This window comes from Hymenobacter jeongseonensis, from assembly GCF_015694725.1.
Classification (GTDB): Bacteria; Bacteroidota; Bacteroidia; order Cytophagales; family Hymenobacteraceae; genus Hymenobacter; species Hymenobacter jeongseonensis.
In genome coordinates this window covers 25344-40077 of the sequence record NZ_JADQDQ010000009.1, presented here as the reverse complement: position 1 = coordinate 40077, position 14734 = coordinate 25344, and the positions used below count along the sequence as shown (strand labels likewise).

The following is a 14734-nucleotide window of genomic DNA, read 5'->3' as shown; positions in this document are numbered from 1 at the left end:
GCGCGTTAAACTCCACCCTAAACCAAACTTTTAGCCTCGGAAAAGCCTTGTGGCAGGGTATGAAATTCCTGCGATTCGCCCTGCTTCTTGCTGTTGCTTCGGCTTGCTCCATCCTCAAGCCTACTGTTAAAAACGATGTTTTCCCCGGCCAGGCCCAGCTGCCGCTGGAGGAAGCACCCCATGTGAAAAACTCGCTGGAGTGGTGGTACTTCACGGGCCATTTGAAGGACGTGGCCACCGGCGAGGACTTCGGCGTGGAGTACGTTTTCTTCCACTTCAGCCCCGATGGCAAGAAAGATTACCAGATGGTAAACTTCGCCCTGACGGACCCGCAAACGCAGCTTTTCGCCTTCGATTACCAGCTTGATAAGCTGCCCGCGCCGCTCACCGCCGCGCTGCCCATCAGCCTCGCCCAGCCCAAAGACGACCAAACCTGGACCCTCACAGGCCAGGAAGGCCGTTACCAGCTACAGGCCCGCATGACCACCAAAGGTCCGCGCAATAAAACCGGCCAAGCCATCAATCTCCGTACCACGCCCACCAAACCGGTGCTGCTGCACGGCGGCACGGGCTACGAGCAATACGGCCCGGTGGCCCAGGCCGGCTATTACAGCTACCCGCGCCTCGCCACCACCGGCACCATCGAGGTAGGCGGCAAAACCCGCCAGGTGACCGGCGAGCTCTGGTACGACCGGCAGTGGAACTGCGGCGGCGTGAACAAGCGCAACGTGGCCTGGGACTGGCTCAGCATCCAAATGGACGAGTCCAAGGAAGACCTGATGCTGTATGCCGTGCACGATACCAAAACCGGCCAGCAAATTGGCGGCGGCTCGCATTTTGGTGCTCAGGGTGAAAACCTGCACCTTGCCGAAACCGATTTCAAGCTGGAACCCCTCACGTACTGGACCAGCCCAACCTCCAAGAAGAAGTACCCCGCCACGTGGCGCATCACCGTGCCCAGCAAAGGCTACGACCTAGTGGTGACGCCGCTGGTGCCCCACCAAGAATTGAATTTGCTCCTCTTTAAGGTGTTGAAATTGAATTACTGGGAAGGCATGTGCCGCGTCACGGGCACGCAAAACGGCAAGCCCGTGAACGGCAAAGCCTACGTGGAAATCACTAACCGGTGATGTAGCGCGGACTCTGTGAGTCCGCGTATGGAAGAACGTTCTTCTACACGCGGACTCGCAAAGTCCACGCTACAGCTTTTTCTACTGGTTCAGCACTATGCGAAAGGTGGTGCCACGGCCTACTTCGCTCCATTTCACAAAGAGCTTGCCTTCGTGGTAGTTCTCGATGATGCGCTTGGCCAAGGCCAAGCCGAGGCCCCAACCGCGCTTTTTGGTGGTGAAGCCGGGCATAAATACGCTTTCGAGCTTGTGGCTGGGAATGCCTTTGCCGGTGTCGGTAATGTCGACGGCAACTTGGCGGCCGGGAGCGCTGCGGCGGTACCAGCTGCGGCGGGTGCGCACCCGCCGCAGGTGCAGCGTGATGGAGCCGCGCCCGTCCATGGCATCCACCGCATTTTTGCAAATGTTTTCGATGACCCAATCGAACAGCGGCACGTTGATGCGGGCCGGCGTATCGAGCGGCAGGTCCGACTCGATTTTGAAAACGACCTTTTTTGAAACCCGGCTTTGCAGGTACTCGATGGCGTTGCGGGTGGTGTGGTAGAGGTTTTCGTCCTTGAGCACCGGCACCGAGCCGATGTTGCTGAACCGCTCGGTGATGATTTCCAGGCGCCGAATGTCCTTGCCCAGTTCCTCCACAATGGGCTCGTCCTTGAAGCGCTCGGAGTCGCGCAGGTAGTTCTGCCAGCCCACCAGGCTGCTGAGCGGCGTGCCCAACTGGTGCGCGGTTTCTTTGGCCAAACCCACCCAGACGCGGTTTTGCTCGGCCCGGCGCGAGGAGCTGAACGCGAAGTAGGCAATGATGCCCAGGCAGCCAATCACGACCAATTGCACCAGCGGGTAGGTGCGCAGCTGCTGCAATAGCTGCGAGTCGCGGTAGTAGATGTAGTTGACCTGCCCGGCGCCAAATTTCACCACAATGGGCGTGTGCTGTTGCTTCATCAGCAGCAATTCACTTTGTAGCAATGCCACCGAATCCTTGACCGAAATGCGGGCCGGCATGCTGATGTTTTTGGCCGCCAAAATGTCCGTGCCGTCGCTGCTGAGAATAACTGGAATGGTGGCATTGGCATTCACAATCTCATTGAATACAAAGAGCGTATTCGAGTCCGATTCAGAATTGATGATGAACTCCTGGGCCTTGGCGTAGAGTTGAATCTGCTGCTGCTCCCGTTCCGACACGCGCTGCACCAGCAAGTTGGTGTAGACAACGGTGGCTGCGCCAATGAGCAGGGCCAGCACCGCCACCAGGATTTTGACACGGGACTTTTGGTCGTAAATCGGAAGAATCATTCAGTGGGTGTCAAATTCTGATAAATCCCGTCATGCTGAGCGCAGCCGAAGCATCTCTCCCGCAATACTAAAATGAATTAGTTGCGCGGGAGAGATGCTTCGGCTGCGCTCAGCATGACGGGCTATAGTGGCCGGCGTATCGACGTAACAGGTAAACTACCCCACCATCACGGCGTCGCTGGCCGCGATTTCTTGCAGGATGCCGTATACCACGTCTGGAGTTTCGGCGTTCACCAAGCTGGTGCGCCAGGCTTTGGCGCCTTCCAGGCCACGGAAATAGTGCGCGTAGTGGCGGCGCATCTCAAAAATGCCCACTTTCGGGCCTTTCCACTCCACGCTTTTGTCGAAGTGCATCTGGCACATGGCCACCCGCTCCTCCAGCGTGGGCGGAGCCAGGAGCTGGCCCGTGGCCACGTAGTGCTTGATTTCGCGGAAAATCCAGGGGTAACCGATGCTGGCGCGGCCCACCATTACGCCGTCCACGCCGTAGCGGTTTTTGTATTCGAGGGCTTTTTCGGGCGAGGTGATGTCACCGTTGCCGAAGATGGGAATGTGAATGCGCGGGTTATCCTTGATTTTGGCAATCAGGCGCCAGTCGGCTTCGCCTTTGTAGAGCTGCACGCGGGTGCGGCCGTGCACGGTGAGGGCCGCAATGCCGATGTCCTGCAGGCGCTCGGCCACTTCCTCCACGTTTTTGGTGCCGTCGTCCCAGCCCAGGCGGGTTTTCACGGTCACGGGCAGGTGGGTGTTGCGGATGACGGCGGCCGTCATTTCCACCATTTTGGGGATGTCGCGCAGCAGGGCCGCGCCGGCGCCGCGGCAGGCCACTTGCTTCACGGGGCAGCCGTAGTTGATGTCAATCAAATCGGGCCCCACCTCGGTGCTGATGGCCGCGCACTCGCCCATGGTTTCCACATCGGAACCAAACAGCTGGATGCCGATGGGCCGCTCGTAGTCGAAAATGTCCAGCTTTTTCCGGCTTTTGGCCGCCGCCCGAATCAGGCCTTCTGAGGAAATAAATTCGGTGTACATCAAATCGGCCCCGTTGGCCTTGCACACGGCGCGGAATGGCGGGTCGCTCACGTCCTCCATGGGCGCAAGCAGGAGCGGGAAGTCGGGAAGCTGGATGTTGGGGCCTATGTTAACCACGTTTTTATAATTCAATGAGAACCTCGTACCAATTTGCACGTCATGCAGAGCGCCGCGAAGCATCTCGTGCGCAGCCAAGTAACCAACCGATTGGGTTAGTGGTGGCACGCGAGATGCTTCGCGGCGCTCTGCATGACGTTCTTGTGGGGGTGCGTCGGTTAGCCTTAATTTAAATCTGCGGTAAATTTACGCCCTTCCCAACTAGTCTCCTGCTATGAAAGGTTTCCTGCCCCGTACGCTGCACCCCGGCCTCCAGGTATTGATGCTGCTGGTGCTCTTGGTGGCGGGGGCTTGCGTGGGCTATGCCGTCGTTTTTGGAGTGGCCCAGGCTGGGTTCGGGCTCTCGGTGGCCGAAGCCGGCAAGGTGATGACGGCCCCGTCGGCGTACCCGCAGGGCTGGGGGCTGCTGATGATGGCGCAGGGCGTGCTGCTGTTTTCGGCGGGTGCGGGCGGGGCGCTGGCCCTAGCTTCGTTGCTGGGCTACGGCTGGGCCGAGTATTTTAATCCGCGCCGGTTGGGGGCGGGCTGGTGGCTGCTGGGCGCCGGGGCGCTTATCGTCGTCATTGTGCCCTTCATGTCCAGCCTCATTGCCTGGAACGCCGACGCGCATTTTCCCGGCTTTCTGCACGATTTCGAGGTGTGGGCGCGGGCCAGCGAAGACCGGGCACAGGGCCTCACCAAGTTCCTCACGCGGTTCAATTCCACCACCCGGTTTTTGGTGGCGGTGGTGGTCATCGCCGTGGTGCCGGCCGTGAGCGAAGAGCTGGTGTTTCGGGGCGTGATTCAGAAAAACCTGGTGCGGTGGTTTTCGCCGCACGTGGGCGTGTGGCTGGGGGCAGCCATTTTCAGTGCCATTCACATGCAGTTTTTCGGGTTTGTGCCGCGGTTTGTGCTCGGGCTGGTGCTCGGTTATTTGTACTTCTGGAGCGGCAATATCCTGGTGTCGATGGCGGCGCACTTCGTACAGAATGCCTTGCAGCTGCTGATTCTGTTCCTCAGCCAGCGCGGCCTGTTCGGCTGGGGCTTCGACCCCGACGGCAACGAGTCTTTGCCGTGGACGTTGGTAGTGCCGTCGGCGCTGCTCTCGGCCGGCTTGCTCTACTTCCTCTACCAGCAGATGACGGCCCCGCCCAAGCCCACCCAAATGCTCACCCTCAGCCACGACGGCGTGGACTTGCACCGCCCCAAGCCGCTGGCCTAGCCTGCTCACCGCTTACCTTTCCGCCCATCCTCATCCCTCCGCGTTGTCCGACTTTACGCCTCCGATTACCCCCGAATTAGCCGACCCCACCGAGCAGAAAACCGGCCCCAGCAACTTGCGCTTGCGGGTCATTTACGCTTCCATCGGCGCGGCCATGCTGCTGGGCAGTGTGTGGTACAGCGCGTGGACCTTCGCCTTATTTTTCGCGGCCGTGCAGACTAAAATGCTGCTGGAGTTCTACCGCATGATGCGGGCCGATGGATTCAAGCCAGCGAAATGGATAGGAGTAGGAACAAGCTTGATTACCACTGCGGGCCTGGTATTTATGGTTGCGGCCAACGAAGAAGGCACGTTAGGCACTGTGCCAGCGGTTGCCATCGCCTTATTCCTGTGCTTGCCTGTGTTCTTACTGCTGCGGGCAATTGTCCTCTGGCCCACGCACAACAAGCCGTTTTCTGACCTAGCCGCTACCCTCGCTGGCCTGTTTTACGTGAGTTTTCCGATGATTTTGTTGGGTGTAATCGCAAATTTTCACTCTGCTTACGACTACCGGCGCGTCTTTGCCCTCCTGTTCTTGGTATGGGCTTCCGACATAGGCGCCTATGCAGCCGGCAAAACCTTCGGCAAGCACAAGTTGGCTCCCAGCATTTCGCCCGGCAAAACCTGGGAAGGGTGGGCAGGCGGCTTTCTGCTTACGCTGGCCGTGGGTTGGGCTCTGAAGTTTATGCTGCCCGATGTGCCGCTGGAACACCGTCTCGTAGCGGCCGGAGTCGTGGCCATCTTCGGCCCGCTCGGCGACTTGGCCGAGTCCATGCTCAAGCGCAGCGTGGGCGTGAAAGATTCGGGCAGCATCATGCCCGGCCACGGCGGGTTGTTGGATAGGTTCGATGCTTTTTTGTTGGTGCTGCCGGTGCTGGCGCTGCTGCAATTGCTGGCAGGGTAGAAAAGTGGACTTGTTATTGCCGGGGTTGCGCCCGCGGCAATTGCCGCTAAACGGTAGCCGGGGCAATGTTGCTGGTGCTAAACAATCTCGGGGAAACGCCCCAAACGTTTGCACGCAATACGCCTCTGGTCTTGGCAAAACCAATACCTTTGCGGCCCTAAACCGTACGCACACTCCCACCCAACACTTCCCTAATCACAACCCGAATGGCAGCCCACCACACCGTGTATAAAGAACCCGCCCCGCTCCTGGACCGCGAAAACCCCCTGGAATCGATGATGTCGCGCTTCAACATCGCGGCCGATATTCTGGGTCTCGATGATGCCACCTACAACGTCCTGAAAGCTGCCGACAAGCAGGTTATCGTCAACATTCCGGTGACGATGGACGACGGCCACATTCGCGTATTCGAAGGCTACCGCGTTATTCACAACACGATTCTGGGCCCGAGCAAGGGCGGCATTCGCTACGACAAAAATGTGCACCTCGACGAGGTGAAAGCCCTGGCCGCCTGGATGACCTGGAAGTGCGCTGTGGTTGATATTCCCTACGGCGGCGCCAAGGGCGGCATCATCTGCGACCCCACCACCATGAGCGCCGGCGAAATTGAGCGCATGACCCGCGGCTACACCCTCGCCCTGAAAGATATTTTTGGCCCCGACCGCGACATTCCGGCTCCCGACATGGGCACCGGCCCCCGCGAAATGGCGTGGCTGATGGACGAATTCTCCAAAACCAACGGCATGACGTCGCCCGCTGTAGTTACCGGCAAGCCGCTGGTAATGGGCGGCTCGCTGGGTCGCACCGAGGCCACCGGCCGCGGCGTGATGGTGTCGACGCTGGCTGCTTTGAAAAAGCTGGGCCTGAAGCCGACCGAAGTATCGGCCGCTGTGCAGGGCTTTGGCAACGTGGGTTCGTGGGCAGCAATTTTGCTGCACGCCGAAGGCGTAAAAATCAAGGGCGTATCCGACATTTCGGGAGCTTACTGGAACGATAACGGCATCAACATCGACGATGCCATTGCCTATAAAAACGCCCACAACGGCCGCCTCGAAGGCTTCACCGGCGCCACGCCCATGGACCCCAACGACCTGCTAACGTCTGACGTGGACGTGCTGGTGCCCGCTGCCGTGGAAGACGTCATCACCGAGCACAACGCCCACAACATCAAGGCCAAGCTCATCGTGGAAGGCGCCAACGGCCCCACTTCGGCGTCGGCCGACCCGATTATCAACGAAAAAGGCATTATGGTGGTGCCCGACATTCTGGCCAACTCGGGCGGCGTAACCGTTTCCTACTTCGAGTGGGTGCAGAACAAGCAAGGCTTCAAGTGGAGCCTCGACATGGTGACCGACCGCGCCGACCGCATCATGAACGACGCGTTTGAAAAGGTGTACCAAACCAGCCAGAAATACAACGTGCCGATGCGCATTGCCGCCTACGTGGTAGCCATCGACAAAGTAGCCCAGACCTATAAGTTCCGCGGCGGTTTCTAAGCCCTACTGCCCAATCCGAAGGCGTCGGCAACGGCGCCTGCTGGGTTGATGGCGGCGCAATACTCCCGTTTTGCGCGCCACCCGAACATACGGCCCACTTTACCCGTTGCGGTAAAGTGGGCCGTTGTTTAGCTAGAGGGCTTTAACTTGCATCCCAGGCGGCCCGTTTCGCAATTAGCATGAAGATTCATAAAGAAGGAAGACGTATTCTGTTCGTTACGCTGCTGGTTTTGCTGGCGCTTAATTTGCTGGTATTCAATTTGAACAAAGGTGCGGACCTGGTCAACCGGCTGTTTGCCGGGGCCACCGTTATTGTCTTTTTGTTGATTCTGCAATTTTTCCGCAGCCCGTTCCGGCACTTGTTCACCCACGAAGATTTGTTGCTGGCGCCCGCCGATGGCAAGGTGGTGGTCATCGAAAACGTGTTCGAACCCGAATATTTTGAGGATGAGCGCAAGCAAATCAGCATCTTCATGTCGCCCATCAACGTGCACGTCACCCGCAACCCCATTTCGGGTTTGGTGAAGTATTTCAAGTACCACCCCGGCAACTACCTGGTGGCGTGGCACCCCAAAAGCAGCACCCAAAACGAGCGCACCACCGTGGTGGTGGAAAGCGATGCCGGCCCGCTGGTGCTCTTCCGGCAGATTGCCGGCGCCATGGCCCGCCGCATTGTGTGGTACGTGAACGAGGGCGACGAAGTAAGCCAGGGCGAAGAGTTCGGCTTCATCAAATTCGGCTCCCGGGTCGACGTTTTTGTGCCCATAGACACCGAAATAAAAGTGGAGTTGGGCCAGAAAGTGAAAGGCGGTGAAACGGTTATTTGCCAGCTCAAAGTGAAATAAACCCGTCTGATAAAATCAAAAAAAGCCCGGCTTCCCCAATGGAGCCGGGCTTTTTTGTGGATGCAACGCGGTGCGCTACACCAAAACGTGCGGCACGAATTCCGACAAATTGGTAATCAACCCGGCTTCGCGCCGGAAGCCGATGGCGCAGGCCTCCCCAGCCCAGAAAACCCCCGCTTGGTACCGCCGGCCCTGCGCATCGGCGGGCAGCTCGGCCCAACGCTGGTAAAGCTGCGGCTGCTGGGCAAAATCGCCTGGGACTTCGGTACTGGTGCGGCCATCGGGCTGAATTTCGGCCACATTCTGGCCCTCGCGCCCAAACAGGGGCTTGCGGATGTGGTGGCCGGGCAGGGTAGTCAGGCTAGATTCGAGGAGCAGCGGGTGGTGCGGAAACTGGTTCCAAAGGTGCGCGAGCAAGGCTTTGCTCTGGAAAATCAAGCTGTAGGCCGGATTGGCCGTGACCACGTCGCGCGTGAGCTGCAGGTGGGCCAAATCGGCGGTGAGTTCCGGTTCCTCTTCGGCCAGAATTTCCCAGGGCACGAGTTTGAACAGGAAGTCGAATTTCTGCCACTGGTTTGGCGCGGTTTCGGCCCAGATGCCCCGGTCTTCGCCGGCCACCGACACCTTCATGTCGTCGACGGAGCAAATGTGGAAGTCCGCAAAGCCAGCGGCGTGGGCGGCTTCGGCCAGCACCGCGCAATTGGCTTCGTCTTCGGCGCTGTCGGGGAGGTGCACCAGCAGCAGGGTGGCCTGCCGGTCGATATTGAGGGTGCGCCAGTGGCGGAACTGGTCTTCGAGGCACTCGAACAAGCCGTTGGCCTGGCGGTCTTCGTCGGTCTGGCCCGTGGCTACTAGGCTGGCCCATTGCACCACACTGGTTTCGGGAATGCTGGTGGCCGTATCGGCGTTAAACTCCAGCAGCTTGGGGCCCTCGGGCGTCAGGGCCAGGTCGAAACGGCCGTAGAGGTGCCAGTGGCGCTCATCTTTCCAGGAGTGGCGCACAATCTCCCACAAGTTGGCGGGAATGGCCAGTTGCTGCAAAAACGCATCCGAAATAGGGTCCGGAATGGATTCCACCAGCATGTCGTAAAGCGTATCGGCGGCCTGCAGCAACACCTCCGCCTCGTTCTCGCTGAGCTGCACGGCTTCGCGGGCCACGTAGTTCTGGCACGCTTCCTCAATGGCCCAGTCCCAGCCCAAAGTGCGCACGGCGGGCGAAACATCGCCGGTGAGAGGGAGGAGGTTTATCATGGATAAATTAGGGAGAGTTGCTGAAGTAGATAAATTTTTAATAAATAGCAACGTCATGCTGAGCGCAGCCGAAGCATCTCGCGTGCAGTCACTAACTCAATCGTCGAGTTTAGCGGTGGCACGCGAGATGCTTCGGCTGCGCTCAGCATGACGTTCTGTAAACAACGTTTTGTAAACTGAGAAAGGGGCTTACCCGCCAAATCCTCGCGAGCCGCCGCGGCTGCCAAAGCCGCTGCTGCGCCCCGCGGGCGAGCTGCTCCGGAAGCTGGGCCGGGGCGCCGTGCGCACCGTGGAGCGGCTTTCCGAGATGCCCGCATTGGGCGAAGTGCCGGCGCCGCCGAAGCCCCGGCCGAAAAAGCCGCGGCCGGTTTGGCGCTCGCGGGCCACGTTGGCGCGCCAGCCTTGGTTGCGCTGGAGCAGGCCGGGGTTGGCGTAGGCGCCGGTGTTGGGCGTGAGGAAACGCCCGGCCATGTAGCCGATTCCGCTCCACATCAGAATGTCCATCATGCCGGTGCCACCGGAGCGGTTTTCGGGGTTGGCGCGGCTGTATTCCTGCATTTGGCGCTGCAGAGCTTGGCCCTGCAGGGTGTCCACTTTGCCGTCGAAGTGGCGCAGCACGGCGGCTACTTCTTCTTTGCCGGCCGGGCGCTCGGCCGTGATTTTCCATTCGCCGGGCTGGACTTCGGTCATTTCCGTGATGACGCCCTGGCTGTAGGTCTCGCCGCCCCAGCCGGCTTCGGCGCCGTTGGTATCGGCGCGCTGGTTGTCGGAGCAAGCCGGCAGGGCCAGGCCCAGGCTGGTGGCCGCGGCCATCAGCAGCACATTGCGCCGCCAGTCGCCGAGGGGATGAAAGTGCTTTTTCATAGGGAAAACTGGAAAATAGAGGAGTAGCTAAGGTACAATTGGGGCGTTAGAACCAGCGGGCGGCCAGCTGCATAAGCTGTTCCAGCGCAGCTTGGTCGTCGTGGTCGAAGTCGTTGAGCTGGTCGCTGTCCACGTCCAGCACGGCCACCACTTGGCCGTTGCTGATAATGGGCACCACGATTTCTGATTTCGAATCGGAGCTGCAGGCAATATGGCCGGGAAATTCTTCCACGTCGGGCACCAGCAGGGTCTGGGCTTGGGCCCAGCTGGCTCCGCACACGCCCTTGCCGTGCCGAATGCGCGTGCAGGCAATAGGACCCTGAAACGGGCCCAGCACCAGCTCGTCGCCCTTCACCAGATAAAATCCCACCCAGAAAAACCCGAAAGCCTGGCGCAGGGCGGCAGCCGTATTGGCCAAGTTGGCCGTCAGGTCGGGTTCGCCGGTGGTGAGGGCTTCGATTTGAGGCAGCAGCTGGCGGTATTGCTCGGCTTTGGTGAGCGTGGTGTCGAGGGTGAGGTTTTCGGCCATGAGGGAGGAAGCGCGGGCGTCGTCTGTCGCGCGGGGAAATGTCGTAAGTATGATTCGCTGAATTGCGCCGGGCATTACACCCCGCCGCTAGTGCACCGCAGGTTTTTTGTCGTTTACATACCAGAACAACTCATCGGGCCCAACGTTCCGCCGCTCGCGCAGAGCCGTCAGGCCCATGCGCGGCGCGGCAATGCCCTGGCCCAGCCGCAGGGGCGCCCGGAACACCCGGATTTCGTCCCACAGCCCGGCGTTTATCAGCGCGTTGAGCACCGTGGGGCCGCCTTCCACCAGTACCGACTGAATCTGCCGCTCGTACAAGTCGCCCATTACCTGCGGAATCAGGTCGTCGGCTTCGGACAAAGTCACGAGGTCGAGGTTGGTGGCGTGCCGGGGCTGCCGATAGGTGTAGATGAGGGTGGCCTGCGAGCTATCGAGCAGGTGGTGGGTGGGCGGCAGGCTCAGGTTTTTGTCGATAACCAAGCGCGTGGGCTGGGGGCCGGGCCAGTCGCGCACGTTCAGGCGGGGGTTGTCGTGCAGGGCGGTGCGGGTGCCCACTAGAATGGCCTGTTCCTCGGCCCGCCACTGGTGGGTGAGCAAGCCCGCCTGCGGCCCGCTGATTTGCACCGGCTGGAAGTAGCGCCCAGCCAGAAAGCCATCGGCCGTTTCGGCCCATTTGAGTACCAGGTAGGGCCGTTTTTTCTCGTGAAAGGTGAAAAACCGGCGGTTGAGCCAGCGCCCTTCGGCGGCCAGTACGCCGGTTTCCACCTTCACGCCGGCGGCGCGCAGCTTGTCGATGCCCCGGCCCGCCACCAGCGGAAACGGGTCCTCGTTGCAAATGACTACTTCCGGTACACCCTTGGCAATGAGCAGGTCGGCGCAGGGTGGGGTTTTGCCGTGGTGGGCGCAGGGTTCCAGGGTCACGTACACGCGGCTTTCGCGCAGCAACGCTTGGTTGGCCACCGATTCCAGCGCGTTTACTTCGGCGTGGGGGCCGCCGTATTGCTGGTGCCAGCCCTCGCCAATGATGCGGCCCTGGTGCGTTACCACGCAGCCCACCAACGGATTGGGGCGTGCGTAGCCGGTGCCGAGCTGCGCCAAATCGAGGGCGCGGCGCATGAAAATCACATCTTCTGAATTCATGAGGCGAAGGTAGTTCGCCAACCGTAGCTCGGCCTTGGCTTTACCTTTGTCCTGATGACCATCCGCCTATTCACTACCACCCTTGCTCTGGCCTTACAAGCCGCCTACCCCCACCGCGAAGCCGAAGCCATTGCGACCCTGGTGGTGGAATACCTGCTGGATATTGACGCACTGCAGCGCATGATGGACGCCCAGCAGCCGGTGCCCGCCCACGCCCTGGCCGCGCTGCCGCCCTTGCAGGCCCGCCTGCTGGCCCACGAGCCCGTGCAGTACGTGCTGGGGCAGGCATTTTTCGAAGACATGACGCTGGAAGTAACCCCGGCCACGCTCATTCCCCGGCCCGAAACCGAAGAGTTGGTGCGGGTGATAAAGATGGAACAGCTTGGCCGCGCCGGGCTGAAAGTGCTGGACGTGGGCACCGGTTCGGGGTGCCTGGCGCTGGCCCTGGCCACGGCGCTGCCCGACGCAGAGGTACTGGCCGTGGATATTTCGGCCGAGGCCCTGGCCGTAGCGCGCCGCAACGCCGCCCGCTACGCCCCCGCCGTGCGGTTTCAGCAAGTGGATATTTTACAGGAATTGCCCGCTGACCTCGCGCCCGGCAGCCTGGATATCCTGGTGAGCAACCCGCCTTACGTGCGCGAAAGCGAACGGCCGCTGATGCGGGAGAACGTGCTGGCTTGGGAGCCGGCCACCGCTTTGTTTGTGCCGGATGAAGACCCGCTGCTGTTTTACCGGCGCCTGGCTGACATTGGGCTGGAACTGCTTGGCTCTGGAGGCGTGCTGTACCTGGAAATAAACGAAGCGCTGGGCCCCGAAACGGCAGCGCTGCTCCAAGCGCGGGCCTATACCGATGTGCGCGTGTTGCCCGATATGTTTGGCAAGCCGCGCGTGGTGCGCGGCACCCGATTGGCCACTGCAAATACGCTCTAGGTAAGCCCGGCCACTAGCCCATCTAAATAGCTGCAAAAGGCGCGGATAGAAGCCTAGGCCCACTGGGCAGAACGCAGGATTTGCAGCGATAAGAAAGGCCTGAAAATGCCTCAGGCAATTGTTCTTGCGGCTTTTTGTGGGAAAATGAGTTGAACAACAACTTCATTTTTGCCGTTATTCGGGCGGCACACGTGTTTGTTTTCATCCTTTCTTAATCCACTATTCTATGAAGCAAGAGCAAGACTTGACTCCCCGCCAGCAGCCCGGTGAGCACGGCACGGCCGTGAACGGCGCTGGCAGTTCGCTGGATGGCCGCATGGCCGCCGGCGAAGACGCCAACACCCTGACCACGCGCCAGGGCCACCCCGTCTACGACAACCAGAACCTGCGCACCGTGGGCAACCGCGGCCCCGCCACGCTGGAAAACTACCAGTTTCTGGAAAAAATCAGCCACTTCGACCGCGAGCGGGTGCCCGAGCGGGTGGTGCACGCCCGCGGCGCCGGGGCCCACGGCATCTTCGAAGCCTACGGCAAAGTGGGCGACGAGCCCATTGCGAAATACACCCGCGCCAAGCTATTCAACACGGCCGGCAAGGAAACGCCGGTGTTCGTGCGCTTCAGCACGGTGGGCCACGGCGGGCACTCGCCCGAAACCCTGCGCGACCCGCGCGGCTTCGCGGTGAAATTCTACACCGAAGACGGCAACTGGGACCTGGTGGGCAACAACCTGAAGGTGTTCTTTATCCGCGACGCTCTCAAATTCCCGGACCTGATTCACTCCCAGAAACCCGACCCGGTGCACAACCGCCAGACCGGCGAGCGGATTTTTGACTTCATCTCGAACACGCCCGAGGCCATGCACATGGTGTCGTTCCTGTTCTCGCCCTGGGGCATTCCGGCCAACTACCGCCAGATGCAGGGCTCCGGCGTGAACACCTACAAGTGGGTGAACCAGGAAGGCGTGGGCGTGCTCGTGAAATACCACTGGGAGCCGCTGCAAGGCATCAAAAACCTCACGCAAGCCGAAGCCGAAGCCATCCAGGCCAAGAACTTCAACCACGCCACCCAGGACCTGTTCGACAACATCAAGGCCGGCAACTTCCCGCAGTGGGAGCTGCGCGTGCAGATTATGAGCGACGACGAGCACCCCGAACTCGACTTCGACCCGCTTGACGACACCAAAATCTGGCCCGAAGACCAGTTCCCGCACCTGCCCGTGGGCAAGATGACGCTGAACCGCAACCCCGAAAACTACTTCGCCGAAGTGGAGCAAGTGGCCTTCGGTACCGGCGTTTTGGTGGACGGCCTCGACTTCTCGGACGACAAAATGCTGCAAGGCCGCACGTTCTCGTATTCGGATACGCAGCGCTACCGCGTGGGCACCAACTACCTGCAACTGCCCATTAACGCGCCTAAAAAGCACGTGGCCACCAACCAGCGCGACGGCCAGATGGCCTACCACGTAGATGCCGCCCCCGGCCAGAACCTGCACGTGAACTACGAGCCCAGCAGCCTCAAGGGCCTGCGCGAGTCGCCCCGGGCTGGCGCCGACCACATGCCGGCCTACCAGGGCCGCCTGGTGCGCCAGGCCATCGACCGCACCAACAATTTCAAGCAAGCCGGCGAGCGGTATCGCCTGCACGAAGACTGGGAGCGCAACGACCTCATCAGCAATATGACCGGCGCCCTGGCCGATGCTGCAGAGGTAATTCAGAAAAAAATGATTGACCTCTGCACCCAGTGCGACGCCGACTGGGGCCGCCGCCTGGCCGAGGGCCTGCAAAACGCCCGCAGCGGCCAAGCCGGCGCCACCCAGGCCAACGAAAGCAAAGCTTCCGCCGCCGTGCACGAGGCCGAGGCCATCGCCCACGACGCCAAGCCGTATTAATGTAGATTGGCGCAATAAAAAGGGCTCCCAATTGGGAGCCCTTTTTATTGACTGCTTATTTGAACGTCATGCTGA

At 60.5% G+C, this 14734-nt stretch carries 13 protein-coding genes; 7 read left to right on the top strand and 6 right to left on the bottom strand.

The features are described from left to right. Nucleotides 1–59 precede the first annotated feature (59 nt). Nucleotides 60–1130, top strand: coding sequence for a lipocalin family protein (locus I2I05_RS16675; RefSeq protein ID WP_196283398.1), 1071 nt, complete (start codon nucleotides 60–62; stop codon nucleotides 1128–1130). A gap of 81 nt (nucleotides 1131–1211) precedes the next feature. Here I2I05_RS16675 and I2I05_RS16670 read toward each other — a convergent pair whose 3' ends face one another. Next, nucleotides 1212–2423 (bottom strand): ATP-binding protein, encoded by a 1212-nt coding sequence (locus tag I2I05_RS16670; RefSeq protein WP_196283397.1) that lies wholly within the window; start codon nucleotides 2421–2423, stop codon nucleotides 1212–1214. Between the two features lie 156 nt (nucleotides 2424–2579). Then, on the bottom strand, nucleotides 2580–3572 hold the full coding sequence (gene dusB, locus I2I05_RS16665; protein WP_196283396.1) for a tRNA dihydrouridine synthase DusB: 993 nt from the start codon (nucleotides 3570–3572) through the stop codon (nucleotides 2580–2582). 214 nt (nucleotides 3573–3786) lie between these two features. On the opposite strand from dusB, the gene I2I05_RS16660 reads away from it, so the two are divergent. The 4 genes from I2I05_RS16660 to I2I05_RS16645 all read left to right on the top strand — a co-directional run bounded on the left by I2I05_RS16660 (nucleotide 3787) and on the right by I2I05_RS16645 (nucleotide 8057). Next, the gene (locus tag I2I05_RS16660; protein ID WP_196283395.1) at nucleotides 3787–4773 is read left to right on the top strand and encodes a CPBP family intramembrane glutamic endopeptidase; all 987 of its coding nucleotides are present in this window, start codon (nucleotides 3787–3789) and stop codon (nucleotides 4771–4773) included. 43 nt (nucleotides 4774–4816) lie between these two features. Further along, nucleotides 4817–5716, top strand: a complete 900-nt coding sequence (locus I2I05_RS16655) for a phosphatidate cytidylyltransferase (protein ID WP_196283394.1) — start codon at nucleotides 4817–4819, stop codon at nucleotides 5714–5716. Nucleotides 5717–5922: 206 nt separating this feature from the next. Beyond that, complete coding sequence (locus tag I2I05_RS16650; protein WP_196283393.1) at nucleotides 5923–7212, top strand: Glu/Leu/Phe/Val family dehydrogenase; 1290 nt, start codon at nucleotides 5923–5925, stop codon at nucleotides 7210–7212. A gap of 179 nt (nucleotides 7213–7391) precedes the next feature. Beyond that, the gene (locus tag I2I05_RS16645) at nucleotides 7392–8057 is read left to right on the top strand and encodes a phosphatidylserine decarboxylase family protein (protein ID WP_196283392.1); all 666 of its coding nucleotides are present in this window, start codon (nucleotides 7392–7394) and stop codon (nucleotides 8055–8057) included. Between the two features lie 75 nt (nucleotides 8058–8132). On the opposite strand, the gene I2I05_RS16640 is transcribed toward I2I05_RS16645, so the two are convergent. From I2I05_RS16640 to ribD, 4 genes are all read right to left on the bottom strand, one after another. After that, nucleotides 8133–9308: a glutathionylspermidine synthase family protein gene (locus tag I2I05_RS16640; protein ID WP_196283391.1), complete on the bottom strand. Its 1176-nt coding sequence runs from the start codon at nucleotides 9306–9308 to the stop codon at nucleotides 8133–8135. 189 nt (nucleotides 9309–9497) lie between these two features. Then, nucleotides 9498–10172 (bottom strand): hypothetical protein, encoded by a 675-nt coding sequence (locus I2I05_RS16635; protein WP_196283390.1) that lies wholly within the window; start codon nucleotides 10170–10172, stop codon nucleotides 9498–9500. Between the two features lie 46 nt (nucleotides 10173–10218). Beyond that, nucleotides 10219–10701 (bottom strand): GAF domain-containing protein, encoded by a 483-nt coding sequence (locus I2I05_RS16630; RefSeq protein ID WP_196283389.1) that lies wholly within the window; start codon nucleotides 10699–10701, stop codon nucleotides 10219–10221. 87 nt (nucleotides 10702–10788) lie between these two features. Further along, nucleotides 10789–11841 carry a bifunctional diaminohydroxyphosphoribosylaminopyrimidine deaminase/5-amino-6-(5-phosphoribosylamino)uracil reductase RibD gene (gene ribD, locus I2I05_RS16625; protein ID WP_196283388.1) on the bottom strand — a complete coding sequence of 351 codons (1053 nt, stop codon included), beginning with the start codon at nucleotides 11839–11841 and terminating at the stop codon, nucleotides 10789–10791. Between the two features lie 54 nt (nucleotides 11842–11895). Between ribD and prmC the strand changes: the two genes are divergently transcribed. Together prmC and I2I05_RS16615 are read left to right on the top strand one after the other, a co-directional pair. Continuing rightward, on the top strand, nucleotides 11896–12771 hold the full coding sequence (gene prmC, locus I2I05_RS16620) for a peptide chain release factor N(5)-glutamine methyltransferase (RefSeq protein ID WP_196283387.1): 876 nt from the start codon (nucleotides 11896–11898) through the stop codon (nucleotides 12769–12771). 226 nt (nucleotides 12772–12997) lie between these two features. Then, nucleotides 12998–14659: a catalase gene (locus I2I05_RS16615; protein ID WP_196283386.1), complete on the top strand. Its 1662-nt coding sequence runs from the start codon at nucleotides 12998–13000 to the stop codon at nucleotides 14657–14659. Nucleotides 14660–14734 lie beyond the last annotated feature (75 nt).

What these genes read in the sequence shown, in the direction of transcription:
- I2I05_RS16645 (WP_196283392.1), top strand. Translation starts at nt 7,392, where the DNA reads ATGAAGATTCATAAAGAAGGAAGACGTATTCTGTTCGTTACGCTGCTG.
- I2I05_RS16675 (WP_196283398.1), top strand. Translation starts at nt 60, where the DNA reads ATGAAATTCCTGCGATTCGCCCTGCTTCTTGCTGTTGCTTCGGCTTGC.
- I2I05_RS16660 (WP_196283395.1), top strand. Translation starts at nt 3,787, where the DNA reads ATGAAAGGTTTCCTGCCCCGTACGCTGCACCCCGGCCTCCAGGTATTG.
- I2I05_RS16630 (WP_196283389.1), bottom strand. Translation starts at nt 10,701, where the DNA reads ATGGCCGAAAACCTCACCCTCGACACCACGCTCACCAAAGCCGAGCAA.
- I2I05_RS16650 (WP_196283393.1), top strand. Translation starts at nt 5,923, where the DNA reads ATGGCAGCCCACCACACCGTGTATAAAGAACCCGCCCCGCTCCTGGAC.
- I2I05_RS16615 (WP_196283386.1), top strand. Translation starts at nt 12,998, where the DNA reads ATGAAGCAAGAGCAAGACTTGACTCCCCGCCAGCAGCCCGGTGAGCAC.
- I2I05_RS16670 (WP_196283397.1), bottom strand. Translation starts at nt 2,423, where the DNA reads ATGATTCTTCCGATTTACGACCAAAAGTCCCGTGTCAAAATCCTGGTG.
- ribD (WP_196283388.1), bottom strand. Translation starts at nt 11,841, where the DNA reads ATGAATTCAGAAGATGTGATTTTCATGCGCCGCGCCCTCGATTTGGCG.
- I2I05_RS16635 (WP_196283390.1), bottom strand. Translation starts at nt 10,172, where the DNA reads ATGAAAAAGCACTTTCATCCCCTCGGCGACTGGCGGCGCAATGTGCTG.
- I2I05_RS16640 (WP_196283391.1), bottom strand. Translation starts at nt 9,308, where the DNA reads ATGATAAACCTCCTCCCTCTCACCGGCGATGTTTCGCCCGCCGTGCGC.
- prmC (WP_196283387.1), top strand. Translation starts at nt 11,896, where the DNA reads ATGACCATCCGCCTATTCACTACCACCCTTGCTCTGGCCTTACAAGCC.